The organism is Streptomyces sp. NPDC014764 (genome assembly GCF_043082785.1).
In the GTDB taxonomy this organism is placed as follows: Bacteria; Actinomycetota; Actinomycetes; order Streptomycetales; family Streptomycetaceae; genus Streptomyces; species Streptomyces althioticus.
Map to the genome: position 1 here is coordinate 632927 of NZ_JBIBXY010000001.1, position 20649 is coordinate 653575.

The window sequence follows — 20649 nt, forward strand, 5'->3', positions numbered from 1 at the left end:
TCCGAAACGGCCCTTCCCCCTGGCATAAGCCACTTTTCGCCGGGCCGCCGACCACGCCGGCCGCCCAGGTCGAGGGGCGGGCCCGACGCCCGCCCGGACCCCGGCGGCAGGGCCCTCGGCGTACAGCGCTCAGCGCCCGTTGAAAGCGTCCTTCAACCGCGAGAACAACCCCTGCTGTCCGGGCTGGAACTGCCCCGTGGGCCGTTCCTCGCCGCGCAGCTTGGCCAGCTCGCGGAGCAGGCGCTCCTGCTCCGGGTCCAGCTTGGTCGGGGTCTGCACCTCGACGTGCACGATGAGGTCACCGCGACCGCCGCCGCGCAGGTGCGTGACGCCCCGGCCGTGCAGCGGGATCGACTGGCCGGACTGGGTGCCGGGCCGGATGTCGACCTCCTCCAGGCCGTCCAGCGTCTCCAGCGGCACCTTGGTGCCGAGCGACGCCGCTGTCATCGGCAGCGTGACCGTGCAGTGCAGGTCGTCGCCGCGCCGCTGGAACTGCGAGTGCGGCAGCTCGTGGATCTCCACGTACAGGTCGCCGGCGGGACCGCCGCCGGGGCCGACCTCGCCCTCGCCCGCCAGCTGGATCCGGGTGCCGTTGTCGACACCGGCCGGGATCTTGACCGTGAGCGTGCGGCGGGAGCGGACCCGGCCGTCGCCCGCGCACTCCGGGCAGGGCGTGGGCACGACCGTGCCGAAGCCCTGGCACTGCGGGCAGGGGCGCGAGGTCATGACCTGGCCGAGGAAGGACCGGGTGACCTGCGAGACCTCACCGCGGCCGCGGCACATGTCGCAGGTCTGCGCGGTGGTGCCCGGCGCGGCGCCCTCACCGCTGCACGTGGTGCAGACGACGGCCGTGTCGACCTGGATGTCCTTGGTCGTGCCGAAGGCGGCCTCGTCCAGCTCCACCTCGATCCGGATCATCGCGTCCTGGCCGCGGCGGGTGCGCGAGCGCGGTCCGCGCTGCGACGCCGTGCCGAAGAACGCGTCCATGATGTCGGAGAAGTTGCCGAAGCCCCCGGCCCCGAAGCCGCCCGCGCCACCGGCGCCGCCGGCCTGCGACAGAGGGTCGCCGCCGAGGTCGTAGACCTGCTTCTTCTGCGGGTCCGACAGCACCTCGTAGGCGGCGTTGATCTCCTTGAACCGCTCCTGGGTCTTCGGATCCGGATTGACGTCCGGATGCAGCTCGCGAGCGAGCCGCCGGAAGGCCTTCTTGATCTCTTCCTGCGACGCGTCGCGGCGTACGCCGAGTACGGCGTAGTAGTCCGTGGCCACCTATGACTCCGCCAGGATCTGTCCGACGTACCGTGCCACTGCGCGTACCGCTCCCATCGTTCCGGGGTAGTCCATGCGGGTCGGTCCGACCACGCCGAGCTTGGCGACAGCCTCGCCGCCCGAACCGTAGCCGACCGACACGACGGACGTGGAGTTGAGTCCTTCGTGGGCGTTCTCGTGACCGATCCGTACGGTCACACCCGGATCCTGCGCCTCGCCGAGCAGCTTGAGGAGCACGACCTGCTCCTCGAGCGCCTCCAGGACGGGCCGGATCGTGAGGGGGAAGTCGTGGCCGAAGCGGGTGAGGTTGGCGGTACCGCCGATCATCAGCCGCTCCTCGTTCTCCTCGACGAGCGTCTCCAGGAGAGTGGAGAGCACCGTGGAGACCGTACCGCGGTCGTCGGCCTCGAACGCCTCCGGGAGGTCCTCCACCAGACCGGGCACATCGGTGAACCGGCGGCCCGCGACCCGGCTGTTGAGCCGCGCCCGCAGGTCGGCCAGGGACGCCTCCCCGAACGGCGCCGGGCAGTCGACCATGCGCTGCTCGACCCGGCCGGTGTCGGTGATCAGCACCAGCATCAGCCGCGCCGGGGCGAGGGCCAGCAGCTCCACGTGCCGCACCGTCGACCGGGTCAGCGAGGGGTACTGCACCACGGCGACCTGCCGGGTGAGCTGCGCGAGCAGCCGCACCGTGCGGGCCACGACGTCGTCGAGGTCGACGGCGCCCTCGAGGAAGTTCTGGATGGCCCGCCGCTCGGGCGGGCTCATCGGCTTGACGCCGGCCAGCTTGTCGACGAACAGCCGGTAGCCCTTGTCGGTGGGAATGCGCCCGGCGCTGGTGTGCGGCTGGGCGATGAAGCCCTCGTCCTCCAGGGCCGCCATGTCGTTGCGCACGGTGGCCGGGGAGACGCCGAGGTTGTGCCGCTCGGTGAGGGCCTTCGACCCGACGGGCTCCTCGGTGCCCACGTAGTCCTGGACGATCGCGCGCAACACCTGGAGCCTGCGTTCACTGAGCATCGCGCACACCTCCAGCTGGCTTCCGCCCGGTAACGGCCCTGGCACTCTTCGCACGCGAGTGCCAGACTTCCCCGGCCCAGTGTACGGCCGGGGGGTACGACGACGGCAAGGCCGGTCCGCGCGGTGGTGCCGGGTGACGTCGTCCCCGCTAGCGTCCCGGTCATGACCGTGACTTGGGAAGAGTCGGGATGGGAGCAACTGGCGCCGGGGGTCGGGCGGCGCAGGCTTCCGGGGTGGGACTGCACCGCGGGGCTCGTGCTGGGCGCGGACGGCGTCCTGGCCGTGGACGCGGGCTCGTCCCTCGCCGAGGGCGCGCGGTTGCGGACCGAGGCGCGGGAGCTGGCCGGCCGCCGTGTGACACATCTCGCGCTCACCCATCCCCACTTCGACCACGTGCTCGGGGCGCCGGCGTTCGCGGACGCGGAGGTGTACGGCGCGGTCGGCCTGGGCGTGGCGCTCGCCGGGCGGGGGCGGGAGGAGCTGCGGGCGGACGCGGTGCGCTGGGGTCTCGGGCCGGCGGCGGCCGACGAGGCGGTGGCGGCGCTGGCCGCGCCCCGGCACGCGGTGTCCGGCGAGTGGACGCTGGACCTGGGCGGAGGCCGCCGGGCGCTGCTGGCGAACGTGGGTCCCGGTCATACGGCGTACGACCTTGCGGTGCTGGTGCCCGGCGACCCTGACGTGGTGTTCTGCGGCGACCTGGTCGAGGAGTCGGACGAGCCGCAGGCGGGCCCGGACGCCGTGCCGTCCCGCTGGCCGGCCGCGCTGGACCGGCTGCTGCGGCTGGGCGGCGAGGACGCGGTGTACGTCCCCGGTCACGGCGCGGTGGTCGACGCGGCGTTCGTACGGGCCCAACGGGACGCGCTGGCGGCACGGTTCGGCGTGTCGGAGTGATCACCGCCCGGACGTTCCTCGTATCGTCGGCAGAATGCGCCAGTACTCCGCCGATCTGACCCCTCCGTGGAAGAAGCCGCAGTCCGTCCCCGAGGTGCCGGCCGAGCCGGGCCTCGTGGTGGAGGAACCCGGCACCGGGTTCTGCGGCGCCGTGATCCGCTGCGAGGCCGGCACGGTGACCCTGGAGGACCGCTTCGGCAAGCACCGGGTGTTCCCGCTGGAGCCGCGCGGGTTCCTGCTGGAGGGCCGCGTGGTCACACTGGTCCGCCCCTCCTCCGGCCCGGCCCGCCCCACCCGCACGGCGTCCGGCTCGGTCGCCGTCCCCGGCGCACGGGCGCGCGTGGCCCGCGCGGGGCGCATCTACGTCGAGGGCCGGCACGACGCCGAGCTGGTCGAGAAGGTGTGGGGCGACGACCTGCGGATCGAGGGGGTGGTCGTGGAGTACCTGGAGGGCGTGGACGACCTCCCGTCGATCGTCGAGTCGTTCGCGCCCGGGCCGGACGCGCGGCTGGGGGTGCTGGTGGACCATCTGGTGCCCGGCACCAAGGAGTGGCGGATCGCCCAGGCGGTGACGAGTGAGCACGCGCTGGTGGTCGGCCACCCGTACATCGACATCTGGGAGGCGGTGAAGCCGGCGTCCGTGGGGATCGCCGGCTGGCCCCGGGTGCCGCGGGGGCAGGACTGGAAGACGGGGGTGTGCGAGGCGCTGGGGTGGCGGGTGGCCAACACGGGTGAGGCGTGGCGCCGGATCCTGGACTCCGTCCACTCGTACAAGGACCTGGAGCCCCAGCTCCTGGGGCGGGTGGAGGAACTCATCGACTTCGTGACGGCGCCGTCGTGACACCGGTTTCCTCGCCCCCGCCGCCCCTCCCCGTACCCGACCCCGGGGCTCCGCCCCGGACCCCGCTCCTCAAACGCCGGAGGGGCTACAAGTAGCCCGTCCGGCGTTTGAGGACGAGGCCCGAAGGGCCGAAAGGGGGCCTGGGGCGCAGCCCCGGGGACGGGACGGGAAGGGGCGGCGGGGGCGAGGAAACGTCTGGTCAGTCGACCAGGTCCCGCACCACCGCGTCGGCCAGCAGCCGTCCCCGCAGGGTGAGGGCCGCGCGGCCCTCAGCGAAGGGCTCCGGACGGAGCAGACCGTCCGACAGCGCCCGCCGCGCGGCGGCAAGCCCTTCCGGCCGCAGGAGATCCAACGGCACCCCGTCCAGAAGCCGCAGCTCCAGCAGGATCCGCTCGACCCGCCGGTCCTCCGAGGACAGCACCTCCCGCCCCGCCCCCGGCGACCTCCCCTCCGCCAGCGCGGCGGCATACGCGCCCGGATGCTTCACGTTCCACCAGCGCACCCCGCCCACGTGCGAGTGCGCCCCGGGCCCGGCCCCCCACCAGTCGGCCCCCCGCCAGTACAGCTCGTTGTGCAGACAACGCCCCGCCTCCGAGGTCGCCCAGTTCGACACCTCGTACCAGGAGAAGCCCGCCCGCGACAGCATCTCCTCGGCGATGAGGTACCGATCGGCGTGCACGTCGTCGTCCGTCATCGGCACCTCCCCCCGCCGGATCCGCCGGGCCAGCTGCGTGCCCTCCTCGACGATCAGCGCGTACGCGCTCACATGGTCGGGGCCCGCCCCGACCGCCGCGTCCAGCGAGGCGCGCCAGTCGTCGTCGGACTCCCCCGGCGTGCCGTAGATCAGGTCGAGATTGACGTGGTCGAATCCGGCCGCCCGGGCCTCGGCGACGCACGCCTCGGGCCGGCCGGGCGTGTGCGTGCGGTCGAGGACCTTCAGCACGTGCTGCCGGGCGCTCTGCATGCCGAAGGAGATCCGGTTGAAGCCGCCGGCCCGCAGCTCGGCGAGGTAGGCGGGGTCGACCGACTCGGGGTTCGCCTCCGTCGTGACCTCGGCGTCCGGCGCCAGCCCGAACTCCTCACGGATCGCGGCCAGCATCCGCACCAGATCGCCTGCGGCGAGCAGGGTGGGCGTGCCTCCGCCGACGAACACCGTGCGCACCGGCCGCGGGTCGTCGCCGAGCACCTTGCGGGCCAGCCGGATCTCGTCGACGAGGGTCTCGGCGTAGTTGTCGCGGGAGGCCAGCACGCCGCCGGTGCCGCGGAGCTCGGTCGCGGTGTAGGTGTTGAAGTCGCAGTAGCCGCAGCGGGTCGTGCAGTACGGGACGTGCAGGTAGAACCCGAGGGGGCGGTCGGCCGCCCCGGCGAGCGCGGACGCGGGCAGCGCGCCGTCGGCGGGGACGGGCTCGCCGTCGGGGAGTGCGGAAGGCATGTGCTCCATTGTCCCGCACCGCGCGAGGTCCCCTTCCGCCTCCCTGTACGGCCTTACTCGGCCTGGAGCACCAGCAGGGCCATGTCGTCCGCCGGGGGCCGTGCGTCGAACTCGTGCACGAGCTGGGTGATGCGGTCCGCCACGGTCCCGGCCTCCATCCCGGCGCAGCCCGCGAGCGCCCGGGCCAGTCCGTCCCCGTCGTCGAACTGCCGGGACCCGGAGCGCCGCTCGGTGACCCCGTCGGTGACGCAGAGCAGGGTGTCGCCGGAGTACATCTCGAAGGTCTCACCGGTGTACCCGGCGTCCTCGACCACCCCGAGCAGCGTCTGCGGCTGGGCGACGGCCCGGACACCGCCCTCGGGGTCGAGGAGCAGGGGCAGGGGGTGGCCGGCGGAGGCGAGGGTGCAGCGGACTCCGCCGTCGAAGGGCACCAGCTCGCCGTAGAGGAGGGAGAGGAAGCGGGTCTGGGGGCCGTCGCCGGGGGCGGCGGGGCGGGCACCGGCCGCCACCAGCGCGCGGGCGGCGGCGTCCGCGGCCTCGGTGGCGTCGTCGAGGAGGAGCTGGTTGAGCCGGTCGAGGACGTCGGCGACGCGGTAGCCCTCGCGGGCGAGCAGCCGCAGCCAGGGGCGGACCAGGCCGATGACGACGGCCGCCTCGGGTCCCTTGCCCTGGACGTCGCCGACGGCGAAGCACCAGCGTCCGGGGCCGGCCGGGAAGAGGTCGTAGAAGTCGCCGCTGGGGCCGCCCTTGTCGCACGGTTCGTGGACGAGGGCGCTGCGCACGCCGGGGATCTCGGCGACGGCGCCGGGCAGCAGGCCGCGCTGGAGCACGGCGCTGATGGTGGCCTGGCGGGCGTACTGCCGGGCCGCCCCGATGGCGAGCGCGACGCGCCGGCCCAGGTCCTCCACGAGCCCGGTGATCTCGTCGGGGAAGCGGTCGATGCCGCCGCGTCCGATCACCAGCGTGCCGAGCGGGCGTCCCCCGGCCACGAGCCGGTACGCGAGCGCGGCCCCGGCGGCCTCGGCACCGTCGATCACCTCGGCGTCCGCCGTTTCCGCGGCGTCCAGGGCCGGCCACGGATACGGCATGGGCCCGCTGCCGAGCGGGTCGTCGGTGTGGGGCGGCGGCGTGTGTTCGAGGGCCCGGCTCAGCTCCTCCACCAGATGCTCGCCGGCGTGCCAGACGCGGGCGAGGCGGCCTCCCGCGCCGGGACGGCCGCCGTGCGCGGTGGCCTCGTCCTCCAGCCAGACAGCGCACCAGTCGGCGAGCCGCGGCACGATCAGCTGGCCGGTGAGGGAGGCGACGAGGTCCTCGTCGAGCTGTCCGGCGAGCAGGTCGGACGCCTCGGCGAGGAAGGACAGCGCGCCCCGGCCCAGCCAGGCGCCGTCGCGTCCGGGGCGGCGGGCCAGCCAGTCGTCGCCGTAGGAGGCGGCACGCCAGGCGTCCCGGGGGCCGTCGCGCGGGCCCTCCCAGGGTCCGTCGTGGCCGCGTGGGGCGAGGGGGTCGGGCGGGTCGGAGGCGAGGAGGGCGGCGGCGCGCAGGTCCCGCTCGGGGGCGCGCTCCCCGGCGTGTGCGGCGGTCGGCTCGGCGGGCGCCTCCTCGCGGGTCGGCAGCCGCGCCCACACGGTCTTGCTGCCGGCGCGGTAGGTGACGCCCCAGGACTCGGCGAGCGCGGCGACCAGGCGCAGGCCGCGCCCGTACTCGGGGATGTCGTGCGCCGGCGCCTCCGCGTCGTCGCGCGGCGCGCGGGACGGGTGCCGGTCGGCGACCTCGACGACGAGCCCGCCGGTGTCCTCCTCGAGCCGGCAGGTCAGATGCACCTCGGTGCCTGCGTGCACGACCGCGTTGGTGACCAGCTCGCTGGCGACCAGGGCGGCGTCCTCGCCGACGCGGCCGGTGAGGAGGTCGGCGCCGTCCGCCGAGGACTGCGCCCACTCGGTGAGCGCCTTGCGCAGCATCGCGCGTGCCGAGCCCGGCGCGAGAGGGCTTCCGGACAGCATCGTCTCCACCCGCGTGCGCCCCCGCACGTCGGAGGCGCACGAGGTGGTCTCCCGTTGGGTCGGAATGGCCCGCATGGGCAGCTCCCCGGGCAGTTCGTACGAAGAGAACTCGATCGCTTGCCGACAGGGTGACAGAACGGACCCGCCCATAAGCGTGGAGTCACGAAAGTGGATCGCCTGTCGAGGGAACACTGCTACACGTTCGGTCGAGAACGACTCCGCGACCGCTCGTTTGCGGTCACCTGGGAACGAGAAGTGGCGGGGCCGCGCCGTCCGGCGCGGGCCCGCACGACAGAGGCCCTCGCGTCAGGAGAGCTCTCGCCTCAGGAGAAGTCGAGGACCAGGCGCCCTCGCAGACCGCCCGCCTCCAGCAGGCGGTGCGCCTCGGCCGCGTCGGAGGCGGGCAGCACCTTGGCGACACGCAGGGACAGCACGCCCTCCTCGGCCTGGAGCCGCAGGGTGTCCAGCAGGGCGGTGTCGGCGCGGACGCCGGCCACCATCACCGGGGTCACCGTCACGCCGCGCTCGGCGGGGCCCTGCCAGCCGCGCAGGGCGACGAGGGCGCCGCCGTCCGCGACCGCGGGAACGGCCGCCTCACGCTGGTCGGAGCCGTCCACCAGCCCGGGCACACCGTCGGGCGCCGGCTCGCGGACGCGGGCGGCGACGTCCGCGCCCCGGTCGACGACGTGGTCGGCGCCGAAGCCGCGCACCAGGTCACGGTCGTGCGGGGCGGCGTCGGCGACGACGGTCAGGCCGTCGGCCTTGGCCAGTTGGATCGTGTAGCCGCCGACGGCGCCCGCCGCGCCGGTCACGGCGACGGTCGCCCCCATCGGCAGGGCGAGGGTGTCGAGGGCCAGCCGGGCGGTGGCGGCGTTCATCAGGAGGGTGGACGCCTCGGCGTGATCCGCCCCGGCGGGGGCGGGGACGACGGATTCCGCGGGCACGACGATCTGTTCGGCGTACGCACCGCCCTGCGGGCGGGTGGGCATCACGAGAGCGACGACCCACTGCCCCACGGCCAGCCGGCCGTCGGCGCCGGGACCGATCTGGTCGATCACACCTGCCGCGTCCATGCCGGGCACGTACGGGGGCGGGACGTCTTGCAGCCGGGCGGCGTGGCCGCCGGTGCGCAGCATGACGTCGGTGGGGTTCACGGCCGCGGCGTGCACCCTGATGCGGACCTCGCCGGGCCCGGCCTCGGGGGTGGGGAGGTCAACTTCCCGCAGGACGTCGGGGCCGCCGTAGGTGGTCAACGCGATTGCCTTCATGGCGTGAGGCAACCGTGACGGACCGCGATCGATTCCCGGGACCGGCGGCAGAGAAGCGGAGGGACGGCGTCGGCCGGGAGAGCGTCTCCCCCGGCCGACGGTCCGTCACTTCTCGCGCGCGCCCTCGTACATCTCCTCGATGAGGTGCTTGTACTCGCGCTCCACCACCGGGCGCTTGAGCTTCAGGCTCGGAGTGATCTCACCGTGCTCCACGTCGAGGTCGCGGGGCAGCAGGCGGAACTTCTTGATGGTCTGCCAGCGCTGCAGGCCCTCGTTGAGCTGCTTGACGTAACCGTCGACCATCTCGACGGTGGCGGGCGCCGCGACGATCTCCGCGTACGGCTTGCCCTCCAGGCCGTTCTCGGCCGCCCAGGCGGTGATGGCGGCTTCGTCGAGCGCGATGAGGGCGGTGCAGTAGTTCCGGTCGGCGCCGTGCACCAGGATGTTGGAGACGTAGGGGCAGACCGCCTTGAACTGGCCCTCGACCTCGGCCGGCGCGATGTACTTGCCGCCGGAGGTCTTGATCAGGTCCTTCTTGCGGTCGGTGATGCGCAGGTAGCCGTCGGCGGAGAGCTCGCCGATGTCACCGGTGTGGAACCAGCCGTCCTCCTCCAGGACCTCGGCGGTCTTGTCGGGGAGGTTGTGGTAGCCCTCCATGATGCCGGGGCCGCGCAACAGGATCTCGCCGTCGTCGGCGATGCGGACCTCGGTGCCGGGGAGCGGCTTGCCGACGGTGCCGGTGCGGTAGGCCTCGCCGGGGTTCACGAAGGAGGCCGCGGAGGACTCGGTGAGGCCGTAGCCCTCCAGGATGTGGATGCCGGCGCCGGAGAAGAAGTAGCCGATCTCCGGCGCGAGGGCGGCCGAGCCGGAGACGCAGGCGCGCAGCCGGCCGCCGAAGGCCTCACGGATCTTGGCGTAGACGAGCTTGTCGGCGAGGGCGTGCTTGGTGCGCAGTCCGGCCGGGGCGGTCGCGGAGCCGGTGCGGCGGAAGTTGTCCTGGGTGACCTTGGCGTACTCGCGGGCGACGCCCGCCGCCCACTGGAAGATCTTGTACTTGGCGCCCCCGCCGGCCTTCGCCTTGGCGGCGACACCGTTGTAGACCTTCTCGAAGATGCGGGGGACGGCGGCCATGTACGTCGGCTGGACCACCGGCAGATTCTCGATGATCTTGTCGACGCGGCCGTCGACCGCGGTGACGTGTCCGACCTCGATCTGGCCGGAGGTGAGCACCTTGCCGAAGACGTGCGCCAGCGGCAGCCACAGGTACTGCACGTCGTCGGTGTGGACCAGGCCGGTCGCGGCGATCGCCTTGGCCATGTACGACCAGTTGTCGTGCGGCAGGCGGACGCCCTTGGGGCGGCCGGTGGTGCCGGAGGTGTAGATGAGGGTGGCGAGCTGGTCCTTGGTGAGGGCCGCGACCCGCTCCTTGATCAGCTCCGGCTCCTTCTGGAGGCGGGCGGCGCCGCGCTTCTCCAGCTCGGCCAGGGTGATCACGAAGTCGTCGGTGTCGGCGCCCTCGGCGTCGATCACCACCACGCGGGTCAGCTCGGGCAGCTCACCGCGCTTCTCGACGGCCTTGGCGGCCTGCTCGGCGTCCTCCGCGATCAGCACCCGGCTCTGCGAGTCCGAGAGGATGTACGCGGACTCCTCGGCGTTGGTCTGCGGGTAGATCGTGGTGGTGGCGGCGCCGGCGCAGAGGATGCCGAGGTCGGCGAGGATCCACTCGACGCGGGTGGAGGAGGCGAGGGCGACCCGCTCCTCCGGCTGCACGCCCAGTTCGATCAGGCCGGCGGCGATCGCGTGGACCCGCTCGGCGGCCTCGGCCCAGGTCAGCGACTTCCAGCCGTCCGGGCCCTCCCCGGAGGCCGGTGGGACCGGGTAGCGGTAGGCCTCGGCGTCCGGTGTGGCCGCCACACGCTCCAGGAAGAGGGTCGCCACGCTCGGCGGACGGTTCTCGATCAGTGTCTGTGTGTCGCTCACGACATCCTCCGGGGCCCGCGACGGTGCGGCTGGCTCAGTGCGGCTGGGGTTTCCTCGCGTCGTTGTTTAACTCGCGAGTAACTATCGAGCACGGACAGAGTAAAGGTCGACCGGCCACTGCGTAAGGGGCCACGGCCTGTAACTTCACACGGACACCCACGTGAGGAACGTGCGGGGCCCGCCGCACGGACGTGCGACGGGCCCCGATTCGCCCGGTTTGCGGAGTGACCCCCGGTAACCCGCGGCTACTTCTTGGCCTTGCCGGATCCCGCGTTCTCGTCGCTGGAGAGGACGGCGATGAAGGCCTCCTGCGGGACCTCCACGGAACCCACCATCTTCATCCGCTTCTTGCCTTCCTTCTGCTTCTCCAGCAGCTTCCGCTTCCGGGAGATGTCACCGCCGTAGCACTTGGCGAGGACGTCCTTGCGGATGGCGCGGATGGTCTCGCGGGCGATCACCCGGGAGCCGATGGCCGCCTGCACGGGCACCTCGAACGCCTGCCTCGGGATCAGCTCCTTCAGCTTGGCGACGAGCCGCACGCCGTACGCGTACGCCTGGTCCTTGTGGGTGATCGCGGAAAAGGCGTCCACCTTGTCGCCGTGCAGCAGGATGTCCACCTTGACCAGGCTGGACGTCTGCTCGCCGGTGGGCTCGTAGTCCAGGGAGGCGTAGCCGCGGGTCTTGGACTTCAGCTGGTCGAAGAAGTCGAAGACGATCTCGGCGAGCGGCAGGGTGTAGCGGATCTCCACCCGGTCCTCGGAGAGGTAGTCCATGCCGAGCAGGACACCGCGCCGGTTCTGGCACAGCTCCATGATCGAGCCGATGAACTCGCTGGGCGCGAGGATCGTGGCCCGCACGACCGGCTCGTAGACCTCGTCGATCTTCCCCTCGGGGAACTCGCTCGGGTTGGTGACGGTGTGCTCGCTGCCGTCCTCCATGAGCACGCGGTAGACCACGTTGGGCGCGGTGGCGATCAGGTCGAGCCCGAACTCGCGCTCCAGCCGCTCGCGGATCACGTCCAGGTGCAGCAGGCCGAGGAAGCCGACGCGGAAGCCGAAGCCGAGCGCGGCGGAGGTCTCCGGCTCGTAGACCAGGGCGGCGTCGTTCAGCTGGAGCTTGTCGAGGGCCTCGCGCAGCTCCGGGTAGTCCGAGCCGTCCAGGGGGTAGAGGCCCGAGAACACCATCGGCTTGGGGTCCTTGTAGCCGCCGAGCGCCTCCTGGGCGCCCTTGTGCTGGCTGGTGACGGTGTCACCCACCTTCGACTGGCGGACGTCCTTCACACCGGTGATCAGGTAGCCCACCTCACCGACGCCGAGGCCGTCGGCCGGCAGCATCTCGGGCGAGTTGGTGCCGATCTCCAGCAGCTCGTGGGTGGCGCCGGTGGACATCATCCGGATGCGCTCGCGCTTGTTGAGCTGCCCGTCGATGACACGGACGTAGGTGACGACACCGCGGTAGGAGTCGTAGACCGAGTCGAAGATCATCGCGCGGGCGGGGGCGTCCGCGACGCCCACCGGGGCGGGCACGTCGGCGACCACGCGGTCCAGCAGCGCCTCGACGCCGAGACCGGTCTTCGCGGAGACCTTCAGCACGTCGTCCGGGTCGCAGCCGACCAGATTCGCCAGCTCCTCGGCGAACTTCTCCGGCTGCGCCGCCGGCAGGTCGATCTTGTTCAGCACCGGGATGATCTGGAGGTCGTTCTCCATCGCCAGGTACAGGTTGGCGAGGGTCTGCGCCTCGATGCCCTGGGCGGCGTCGACCAGGAGGATGGTCCCCTCGCACGCGGCGAGCGACCGGGAGACCTCGTACGTGAAGTCGACGTGCCCCGGGGTGTCGATCATGTTGAGGATGTGCGTCTTGCTCTTGTCGTGGGTCGGGGCCCACGGCAGGCGCACCGCCTGGGACTTGATCGTGATGCCGCGCTCGCGCTCGATGTCCATGCGGTCGAGGTACTGAGCGCGCATCTGCCGCTGCTCGACCACTCCGGTCAGCTGGAGCATCCGGTCGGCGAGCGTGGACTTGCCGTGGTCGATGTGCGCGATGATGCAGAAATTGCGGATCAGCGCCGGGTCGGTACGGCTCGGCTCGGGCACATGGCTAGGAATCGCGGGCACGCAGGGTCCTGATTCTTGAGGCGTCCGCATACGTGTGCTTGTCCGTCTGCGGTCTCGGGTCGGATCGATACGTAGCTTCCATGGTCCCACGGGTGGCGACCGCGGACGGGTTTGGGCCACGGAATGGCCCGCTGGTAATGTGGGGGGCTGTGTCTCATGCCCTCTCAGCGCGAGGCACACCCCCCAAGAAATCACCCGGTGCGAAGCCGTGCGTCAGCGTACGGCCCCGTGCCAGAACCTGTAGAGGCTCATTCGTGGCGAACATCAAGTCCCAGATCAAGCGGAACAAGACCAACGAGAAGGCCCGGCTGCGCAACAAGGCCGTCAAGTCCTCTCTGAAGACCGCGATCCGCAAGGCCCGCGAGGCCGCCGCCGCGGGTGACGTCGAGAAGGCCACCGAGTACCAGCGCGCTGCCGCGCGTCAGCTCGACAAGGCCGTCTCCAAGGGCGTCATCCACAAGAACCAGGCCGCCAACAAGAAGTCGGCGCTGGCTCAGAAGGTCGCGGCCGTCAAGGCCTGAACCACCCTGATCTGACCGTCGGCGGGACCCGGGCGGGCCCTCTCTCATCCGCCCCCGGCCGACACCCCCGAGCCCGTACGCGGCCTGCGTTCGCCACGCGGGTACGGGCTCGACAGCTTCATCCGGAGGCCCCGTCCCCCGCCCTTCCCCAGGGCAGGAGGCGGGGCCTTCCGCATGAGGTTCTCGAGTCGCGGGGTCACGCCCGGCCGCGGGAGCGGGCCGCGCGGGCGATGGTGACGACCGCCTTCTCCAGGGCGTACTCCGGATCGTCCCCGCCGCCCTTCACGCCCGCGTCCGCCTCGGCGACCGCGCGCAGCGCCACGGAGACGCCGTCCGGGGTCCAGCCGCGCATCTGCTGGCGCACGCGGTCGATCTTCCACGGGGGCATGCCCAGCTCGCGCGCCAGGTCGGCGGGCCGGCCGCCGCGCGCCGAGGACAGCTTGCCGATGGCCCGCACGCCCTGCGCCAGCGCGCTGGTGATCAGCACCGGGGCCACACCCGTCGACAGCGACCAGCGCAGCGCCTCCAGGGCCTCCGCCGTCCGTCCCTCGACCGCCCGGTCGGCGACCGTGAAGCTCGACGCCTCGGCCCGCCCGGTGTAGTAGCGGCCGACGACCGCCTCGTCGATGGTGCCCTCGACGTCCGCCACGAGCTGCGTCACCGCGGAGGCCAGCTCGCGCAGGTCGCTGCCGATGGCGTCGACGAGCGCCTGACACGCCTCGGGCGTCGCCGAACGCCCCGCCGTGCGGAACTCGTTCCGCACGAACGCCAGCCGGTCCGCCGGCTTGGTCATCTTCGGGCAGGCCACCTCCCGCGCGCCCGCCTTGCGGGCCGCGTCCAGCAACCCCTTGCCCTTGGCGCCGCCCGCGTGCAGCAGGACGAGGGTGATCTCCTCGGCGGGCGAGGACAGATACGCCTTGACGTCCTTGACCGTGTCGGCCGACAGGTCCTGCGCGTTCCGCACGACCACGACCTTGCGCTCGGCGAACAACGAAGGGCTGACCAGCTCGGCGAGGGTGCCAGGCTGGAGCTGGTCCGGAGTCAGGTCACGGACGTCCGTGTCGGCGTCCGTCGCCTTCGCGGCGGCCACCACCTCCCGCACGGCACGGTCGAGCAGCAGCTCCTCCTGGCCCACGGCGAGCGTCACGGGGGCGAGGGGGTCGTCGGATGCGTTCTTCCTGGCCATCGCCGACAAGCATCCCACGCGCCACCGACAGCCCCGCCCGGCCGGCCCTTCAGCCGGGAGCACGGCCTACGGCTCCTCGCGCCAGCCGTCCCACCCGGCGAGGAAATCGTTCAGCTCGTCCGCGTCCAGCCGGCCCGCGTCATCCCGCAGCAGCACGAGCCACTGCGCGTCCTCGGCGTCGTCCTCCCCCGCGAGGGCGTCCCGCACGAGCCGCGGCTCCTCGTCGACGCCGAAGCGCTCCTCCAGCGCCTCGGCCACCTCCTCGGCCGCGTCCCGGTCGGGCAGCACCAGCACATGTCGCACATCACTCACACGGCTCATTCTCCGGTACGGGCTCAGCCGGCCGTCCCGCCGCCCCGCACCGTCGGCACCGCGTCCAACGTGATCCCGAACTCGTCCCGGTAGATCCCCAGCACCTCCGCGTCCGACCCGGTCTCCCGCTCCTGCCGCGTGCCGTCCGCAGCCGTGAGCGTCAGCCGGCGGCCGCTCAGCGTGATCCGCCCGCCGTCCTCGGTGACCCGCGAGCACACCAGCGACCGGGTGAAGTGGGAGTGCGGCGAGGTGCGGTGCCACCAGGATCCCGCCGTGAAGTCGGCGAGCGTCCTGGGCCGGGTCTCCAGCCGGTACACCGGCCGCCCGTCGCGCAGCACGTCCAGGTCCGCGGCGTCCGCCTCGCCGTGCCCGCCGCGCACCCCGGCCGCGTCCGCCTCGCCGTGACCGCCGCCCACCCCGGCCGCGTCCGGCCCCGCCTCGGCGATCCGGAACCCGCCCGCCGGGTCCCGCTGCTCGCCCCGCTCCCCGACGGCGAGCGGCAGATGGAAGTGCGAGCCGAACCCGACGTCCGCCAGCCAGTCACCCCCGTCCTCCGTCCGCACCCGCAGTGCGAGATGGTCGTACGGGATGCCCGGCCGTCCGCCCTCCCCGTACACCCGTGCGGCGAGCAGAGTGACGTCGTAGCCGAGCGCGGTCAGCAACGCGTGGAAGGCGCCGTTGAGTTCGTAGCAGAACCCGCCACGCCGTGCCTCCACCACCTTGTCCAGCAGCCGCTTCTCGTCCAGCACGATCTCCTCGCCGAGATGCACGGACAGGTTCTCGAACGGCACGGTCCGCAGATGGCGCAGGTGCAGTTCCCGCAGTGCGTCCGGCGTGGGCCGGGCGGGCCGCTCCATTCCCAGGCGGCGCAGATAGGCGTCGGTCGTCGCGGTGTCGATCCCGTCGGTCATGTCCTCAGTGTCGCGCCACCCCCACCTCCCCGTCCCCGCCCGGTTCCGTGACGACCGCCAGCGCCCCGTCCCGGTCGGTCCTCATCACGGCCGCTCCCTGGGCCCGCAGCGCCTCCACCGTCCCCGGAGCGGGGTGGCCGTAGGAGTTGTCCTCGCCGGTGCTGATCAGCGCCAGGCGGGGGGCGGCGAGGCTCACGAGGCCGGGGTCCTGGTACGCCGAGCCGTGATGGGCGACCTTGAGAACGTCGACACCGGCCAGATCCCTCGCCGCGGGCGAGCGGGCCAGGGCGCGCTGGGCCGGGGGCTCCAGGTCGCCGAGGAGCAGCAGGCGCAAGCCGCCGGTGCGGACCAGCATGGCCACGCTGGCGTCGTTGGGGCCTTCGACCGCCGGATGCCCGCCCGGCGGTGGCCACACCACCTCCCAGGACAGGTCCCCGGCCCGGCGCCGCTCCCCCGCGACGATCCGCGTCACGGGGACGCCCGCGGCGGCCGCGGCTCTCCTGACGGCCGCCGCCTGGTCGGCCGGCTCCTCCAGACCCGTGGTCCCGATGCCGCCCACCTCACGCCCCCGCAACACCCCGGCCAGTCCGGCCACGTGGTCGGCGTGGAAGTGGGTGAGGACGACGAGCGGGACACGGGTGACGCCGAGGGAGCGCAGGCAGCGGTCGACCGACTCCGGGTCGGGTCCGGCGTCCACGACCACCCCGGCACCGTCCCCGGCCGCCAGCACCAGTGCGTCGCCCTGCCCCACGTCGCACATCACCATCCGCCAGTCCGGCGGCGGCCACCCGGTGATCGTGCGCACCAGCGGCCGGGGCTGCACCACCAGCAGCGCCAGCAGCAGCGCGCACGCCGCGCACCACCAGGGGTGCCGCAGCAGCCGGCGCCCCACGAGCAGCGCGGCCACGGTGACCGCGCCGAGCGCCACCGCCCCCGTCCAGCTGCCCGGCCAGTCCACACCGGCGCCCGGCATCGCCGCCCCGGTCCGGGCGACCCGCGCGATCCACCCGGCGGGCCAGCCCGCGCACCACGCCACCGCCTCCGCCAGCGGCATCGCGACCGGAGCGGCGGCCAGGGCGAGGAAACCGAGCACGGTGGCCGGGGCGAGCGCGGCCTCGGCGAGCAGGTTGCAGGGGACCGCCACCAGGCTCACCCGGGCCGACAGCACGGCCACCACCGGGGCGCACAGCGCCTGCGCGGCACCGGCGGCGGCCAGCGCCTCCGCGATCCGGGGCGGCACCCCGTGACGCCGCAGCGCCTCGCTCCAGCGCGGGGCGAGGGTGAGCAGCGCACCGGTCGCCAGTACGGAGAGCAGGAAGCCGTAACTGCGGGACAGCCACGGGTCGTACAGCACGAGGAGCAGGACGGCCGTCGCCAGGGCCGGGACCAGGGATCTGCGGCGGCCGGTGGCGAGGGCGAGCAGCGCCACGGAACCGCAGGCGGCGGCGCGCAGCACACTGGGGTCCGGCCTGCACACGACGACGAACGCCAGGGACAGCACCCCGCCCAGGACCGCCGTGGTCCGCAGCGAGATGCCGAGGCGGGGCGCGAGCCCGCGCCGCTCGGCCCGCTGCGCCAGCCCCGGCGGGCCGAGGAGCAGGGCGAGCAGGATGGTGAAGTTGGCCCCGGACACGGCGAGGGTGTGGGTGAGGTCGGTCTCGCGGAACGCCCGGTCCAGCTCCGGCGTCACCCGCGAGGTGTCCCCGACGACCAGCCCCGGGAGCAGCGCCCGCGCGTCCTCCGGCAGACCCTCGGTCGCCTCACGCAGTCCGGCGCGCAGCCGTCCCGCGAGCCGTTGAGGGGCCGAGGGTCCGCCCACGGCCTGCGGACCGTCGCGGCCGTCCACCCGCAGTACCGCCGCGAACCGGTCGCCTCCCTCCCGCGCCGGCGCGAGCCCCGCCTCCAGCCTCAGCCGGGTGGAGGGCAGCAGGGACAGCCACGGCGCCGTCGCGCCGGCGGCGGGTGCGGCCGGCTTCCGGTCGCCGGTGTCGACGATCAGCAGGACCGGCGCCCGGGTCTTCCGCGCCGCTGCTCCGGCCCGCTCCACACGCCGCACCTCGGCCTCGATCAGCACGGACACCGGGGCCATGCGGTTGCCGCTGACCCGGGGCCGCGTGAGCCGTGGATCCGCGGTGACTTCCACCTCCGCGACCACCCGGGCGTACTCGCGGGCCAGTTCGGGCACGGGGCCCCGCCGGACGTCCGCGCCGTGCAGTCCCGCCGCGCCGGCGGCTGCCGCGACGCAGAGCAGGGTGGCAGCGACGGCGTGGGCGGTGACGCGCGCCCGCTGCGTCACACGCCGACGCGTCAGGAGCAGGCGGCCGCGTGCCGACAGGAGGACGGCGGCTGCCAGGACCGGGGCGACCACGGCCGTCAGGGCCCGGCCCGGCGGGGCGTGCAGCGTCACCGCCGCCGTGGCCCAGGCGGCGAGGGCGGGCGGGACCAGCCGGAGGTCGGCCGGTCCCTCCTGCCGGGGACGGGAGGCGTCCGCCCGTCCGGCCCGGGCCTCGGGGCCGACGCGGATGCGGGCGCTCATGGCCGTACGAGGTCGCGCAGGTCGGCGAAGCGTCGGTCGCCGATGCCGTTGACCTCCCGCAGCTCGTCCACCGAGCGGAAACCGCCGTTGCGGGTGCGGTAGTCGACGATGTGCTGGGCGAGGACGGGACCGACACCGGGGAGGGTGTCGAGCTGGTCCACGGTGGCGGTGCTGAGGGAGACGGGAGCCGTGGGACCGGCCGCCGTTCCGGCGCCCGCCGGGGCCGCGGGGGCCGTCGCTCCGGCCGGCGCGGGCCCGCCCACCACCAGCTGCTCGCCGTCGACGAGGAACCGGGCGCGGTTGAGCCCGCCCGTCTTCGTGCCGGGCCGCACTCCGCCGGCCGCCTTCAGGGCGTCCTCGACCCGTGAGCCCGCGGGCAGGCGGTGGACGCCCGGGTCCCGCACCTTGCCGCTGACGTCGACCACGATCTCGGGAGCCGCCGTCCCGCCCGCCTGCCCGGAGGCACCCGGGGCGGCCGAGCGGCCTCCTCCGGCCACGCCCTCTCCCTGCGCCGCCGGAGCCGCCCGCACCACCTCCGGCGCCCGCACCGGCTGGGTGCGCCCGGTCCAGAAGTGCTGCACGGCGAGGACGAGCGCGAGAGCGAGCAGCGTCGTGAGCGCGACGACACTGCGCCGCTCCAGCCCGCACCTGGCCTGCACCCACAGCGGCAGCCGCTCCCGCAGCGCGGGGCCGAACCGCCCCGGCGGCGACCCGGGCGGCGGTTCCGGTTCGGGCACGCCGTCAGGCGTCTCCCGGTCCGCCGGGTCCGGAGGGCCGGCCGCGTCCCGGCCGGGGCGTCCGGCGGGCAGGCGCACGGGGTAGGTGGCCGGCTCCTCGCCCTCCGGGCCGACGCCGAGGAACCGCCCGGGACGGGCCGCATCCGCGCCTCCGACCGACCCGGCCACCGGAGGCGCCCCCGTGCGGTCCGGCAGCCGCCTCAACTCCGGCGTCAGCTCCCCAGCCGAGGCCCGCCCCCGCCCGCCGGCCGTCCGAGACCCCGTCAGCAGCGCCTCTCCTGCCACCCCCTGACGGTCCACCACCACGACGCGGCGGCACGGCCGGCGGGGCGCGTCGTCCTTCACTCCCGCCGAGACGCGCCCCTCCCGCGCCCAGCCCGGCGCCCTCCGCTCGGCCGGACGCCCGTCGCGCACGGCCGACGGCTCCCCGCCGAACAGCGTCTCCGCACGGCGCCGCATCTCCTCCCCCGGCGCCCGGCGGTCCGCGTTCCGGGACCACGCGCGGGCCCGGCTCGGGCGGCCCCTGCGGTGACGGTGGCGGGACGTGCGGCTGTCGGACAGGGGCCCGCGTCCCGGACCACTCGTCGGGGCAGCGGTACGCGTGTGTGATCGAAGTGCCATGCGACGAGGGTCGGACACCACCGCACCCTCGCGATGATCATGGTCAGAATCCGTGGACAGGCACCCGGTTGTGGAAAACGCCGTCACCCGGTCGAAGGAGCATCCCCGCGCCCCGCCCCCGGAGGCCTCACCGTGCGGAGACCACGACCCCCAGCAGTCCCGGCCCCGTGTGCGCGCCGATCACCGCGCCCACCTCGCTCACATGCAGCTCCGACAGTCCCGGCAGCCGGGTGCGCAGCCGGTCGGCCAGGGCGGAGGCGCGTTCCGGGGCGGAGAGATGGTGGACGGCGACGTCCACCTCCGCGCCCCCCGCGCGGTCCGCCGCGATCTCCTCCAGGCGGGCGATGGCCTTGGAGGCCGTCCGCACCTTCTCCAGCGGTTCGATGCGGCCGCCGGCCAGCTGGAGCAGCGGCTTCACGGCGAGGGCGGAGCCCAACAACGCCTGAGCCGCGCCGATGCGGCCGCCCCTGCGCAGATAGTCGAGCGTGTCGACGTAGAAGTAGGCGGAAGTGCCCGCCGCCCGCTTCTCCGCCGCGGTCACCGCCTCGTCCACGGTGCCGCCCGCCTCCGCCGTCTCCGCGGCCGCCAGCGCGCAGAACCCGAGCGCCATCGCGATCATGCCGGTGTCGACCACGCGGACCGGCACCGGCGCCTCGCGGGCCGCGAGAACCGCCGCGTCGTAGGTGCCGGACAGCTCGGCGGAGAGATGGAGGGAGACGATGCCGGTCGCACCGGACTCGGCGGCCCTGCGGTAGGTCTCCGCGAAGAGCTCCGGGCTGGGGCGGGACGTCGTGACGGGACGCCGCTTCTGCAGAGCCTGGGCGAGGGAGCGGGTGGAGATCTCGGTGCCCTCCTCGAGGGCGCGGTCCCCCAGCACCACGGTCAGGGGTACCGCCGTGATGCCGTGCCGCTCCATCGTCCGGGCCGGAAGGTAGGCCGTTGAATCGGTGACGATCGCGACATGGCGGGACATGAGCTGGAGGTTACCTGCCGTGGTGGCCCTGCGGCAGCCC

General features: G+C 73.8%; 16 protein-coding genes. 3 read left to right on the forward strand and 13 right to left on the reverse strand.

From position 1 onward, the window contains the following. Positions 1 to 129: 129 nt before the first annotated feature. Together dnaJ and hrcA are read right to left on the reverse strand one after the other, a co-directional pair. A complete protein-coding gene (gene dnaJ / locus ACF1AG_RS02915; protein WP_048460288.1) occupies positions 130 to 1269 on the reverse strand; it encodes a molecular chaperone DnaJ in 1140 nt (379 codons plus the stop codon). Next, complete coding sequence (gene hrcA / locus ACF1AG_RS02920; protein WP_359606454.1) at positions 1270 to 2286, reverse strand: heat-inducible transcriptional repressor HrcA; 1017 nt, start codon at positions 2284 to 2286, stop codon at positions 1270 to 1272. It abuts the gene before it with no gap. Between the two features lie 162 nt (positions 2287 to 2448). Here hrcA and ACF1AG_RS02925 point away from each other — a divergent pair, with 162 nt between their 5' ends. Both ACF1AG_RS02925 and ACF1AG_RS02930 read left to right on the forward strand, forming a co-directional pair. Continuing rightward, entirely contained in the window at positions 2449 to 3177 is a 729-nt protein-coding gene (locus tag ACF1AG_RS02925; RefSeq protein ID WP_359606452.1) for an MBL fold metallo-hydrolase, read from the forward strand. Between the two features lie 34 nt (positions 3178 to 3211). Further along, entirely contained in the window at positions 3212 to 4018 is an 807-nt protein-coding gene (locus ACF1AG_RS02930) for a DUF3097 domain-containing protein (RefSeq protein ID WP_359606450.1), read from the forward strand. Positions 4019 to 4217: 199 nt separating this feature from the next. Here the strand turns inward: ACF1AG_RS02930 and hemW are convergent, their stop codons facing one another. From hemW to lepA, 5 genes are all read right to left on the reverse strand, one after another. Further along, on the reverse strand, positions 4218 to 5450 hold the full coding sequence (hemW, locus tag ACF1AG_RS02935) for a radical SAM family heme chaperone HemW (protein WP_387794576.1): 1233 nt from the start codon (positions 5448 to 5450) through the stop codon (positions 4218 to 4220). A gap of 53 nt (positions 5451 to 5503) precedes the next feature. Then, a complete protein-coding gene (locus ACF1AG_RS02940; protein ID WP_387794574.1) occupies positions 5504 to 7525 on the reverse strand; it encodes a SpoIIE family protein phosphatase in 2022 nt (673 codons plus the stop codon). Positions 7526 to 7773: 248 nt separating this feature from the next. Further along, the gene (locus tag ACF1AG_RS02945; RefSeq protein WP_359603266.1) at positions 7774 to 8718 is read right to left on the reverse strand and encodes an NADP-dependent oxidoreductase; all 945 of its coding nucleotides are present in this window, start codon (positions 8716 to 8718) and stop codon (positions 7774 to 7776) included. Between the two features lie 105 nt (positions 8719 to 8823). Then, a complete protein-coding gene (locus ACF1AG_RS02950) occupies positions 8824 to 10698 on the reverse strand; it encodes an AMP-dependent synthetase/ligase (protein WP_359603280.1) in 1875 nt (624 codons plus the stop codon). A gap of 245 nt (positions 10699 to 10943) precedes the next feature. Further along, positions 10944 to 12812 (reverse strand): translation elongation factor 4, encoded by a 1869-nt coding sequence (lepA, locus tag ACF1AG_RS02955; protein ID WP_359603282.1) that lies wholly within the window; start codon positions 12810 to 12812, stop codon positions 10944 to 10946. 254 nt (positions 12813 to 13066) lie between these two features. Between lepA and rpsT the strand changes: the two genes are divergently transcribed. Then, positions 13067 to 13333 (forward strand): 30S ribosomal protein S20, encoded by a 267-nt coding sequence (gene rpsT, locus ACF1AG_RS02960; RefSeq protein WP_024888342.1) that lies wholly within the window; start codon positions 13067 to 13069, stop codon positions 13331 to 13333. A gap of 196 nt (positions 13334 to 13529) precedes the next feature. On the opposite strand, the gene holA is transcribed toward rpsT, so the two are convergent. The 6 genes from holA to ACF1AG_RS02990 form a co-directional block, all read right to left on the reverse strand. Continuing rightward, a complete protein-coding gene (holA, locus tag ACF1AG_RS02965) occupies positions 13530 to 14519 on the reverse strand; it encodes a DNA polymerase III subunit delta (RefSeq protein WP_387794571.1) in 990 nt (329 codons plus the stop codon). Between the two features lie 66 nt (positions 14520 to 14585). After that, a complete protein-coding gene (locus tag ACF1AG_RS02970) occupies positions 14586 to 14831 on the reverse strand; it encodes a hypothetical protein (RefSeq protein ID WP_359603286.1) in 246 nt (81 codons plus the stop codon). Between the two features lie 23 nt (positions 14832 to 14854). Then, positions 14855 to 15742 carry an arylamine N-acetyltransferase gene (locus tag ACF1AG_RS02975; RefSeq protein ID WP_391809245.1) on the reverse strand — a complete coding sequence of 296 codons (888 nt, stop codon included), beginning with the start codon at positions 15740 to 15742 and terminating at the stop codon, positions 14855 to 14857. A 4-nt stretch (positions 15743 to 15746) separates the two neighbouring features. Further along, complete coding sequence (locus ACF1AG_RS02980; protein WP_391809246.1) at positions 15747 to 18278, reverse strand: ComEC/Rec2 family competence protein; 2532 nt, start codon at positions 18276 to 18278, stop codon at positions 15747 to 15749. Next, the gene (locus tag ACF1AG_RS02985) at positions 18275 to 19474 is read right to left on the reverse strand and encodes a ComEA family DNA-binding protein (RefSeq protein ID WP_359603292.1); all 1200 of its coding nucleotides are present in this window, start codon (positions 19472 to 19474) and stop codon (positions 18275 to 18277) included. The genes ACF1AG_RS02980 and ACF1AG_RS02985 overlap by 4 nt, the downstream gene beginning before the upstream one ends. A gap of 289 nt (positions 19475 to 19763) precedes the next feature. Then, positions 19764 to 20609 carry a DegV family protein gene (locus ACF1AG_RS02990; RefSeq protein ID WP_163086692.1) on the reverse strand — a complete coding sequence of 282 codons (846 nt, stop codon included), beginning with the start codon at positions 20607 to 20609 and terminating at the stop codon, positions 19764 to 19766. Between the last annotated feature and the right edge of the window lie 40 nt (positions 20610 to 20649).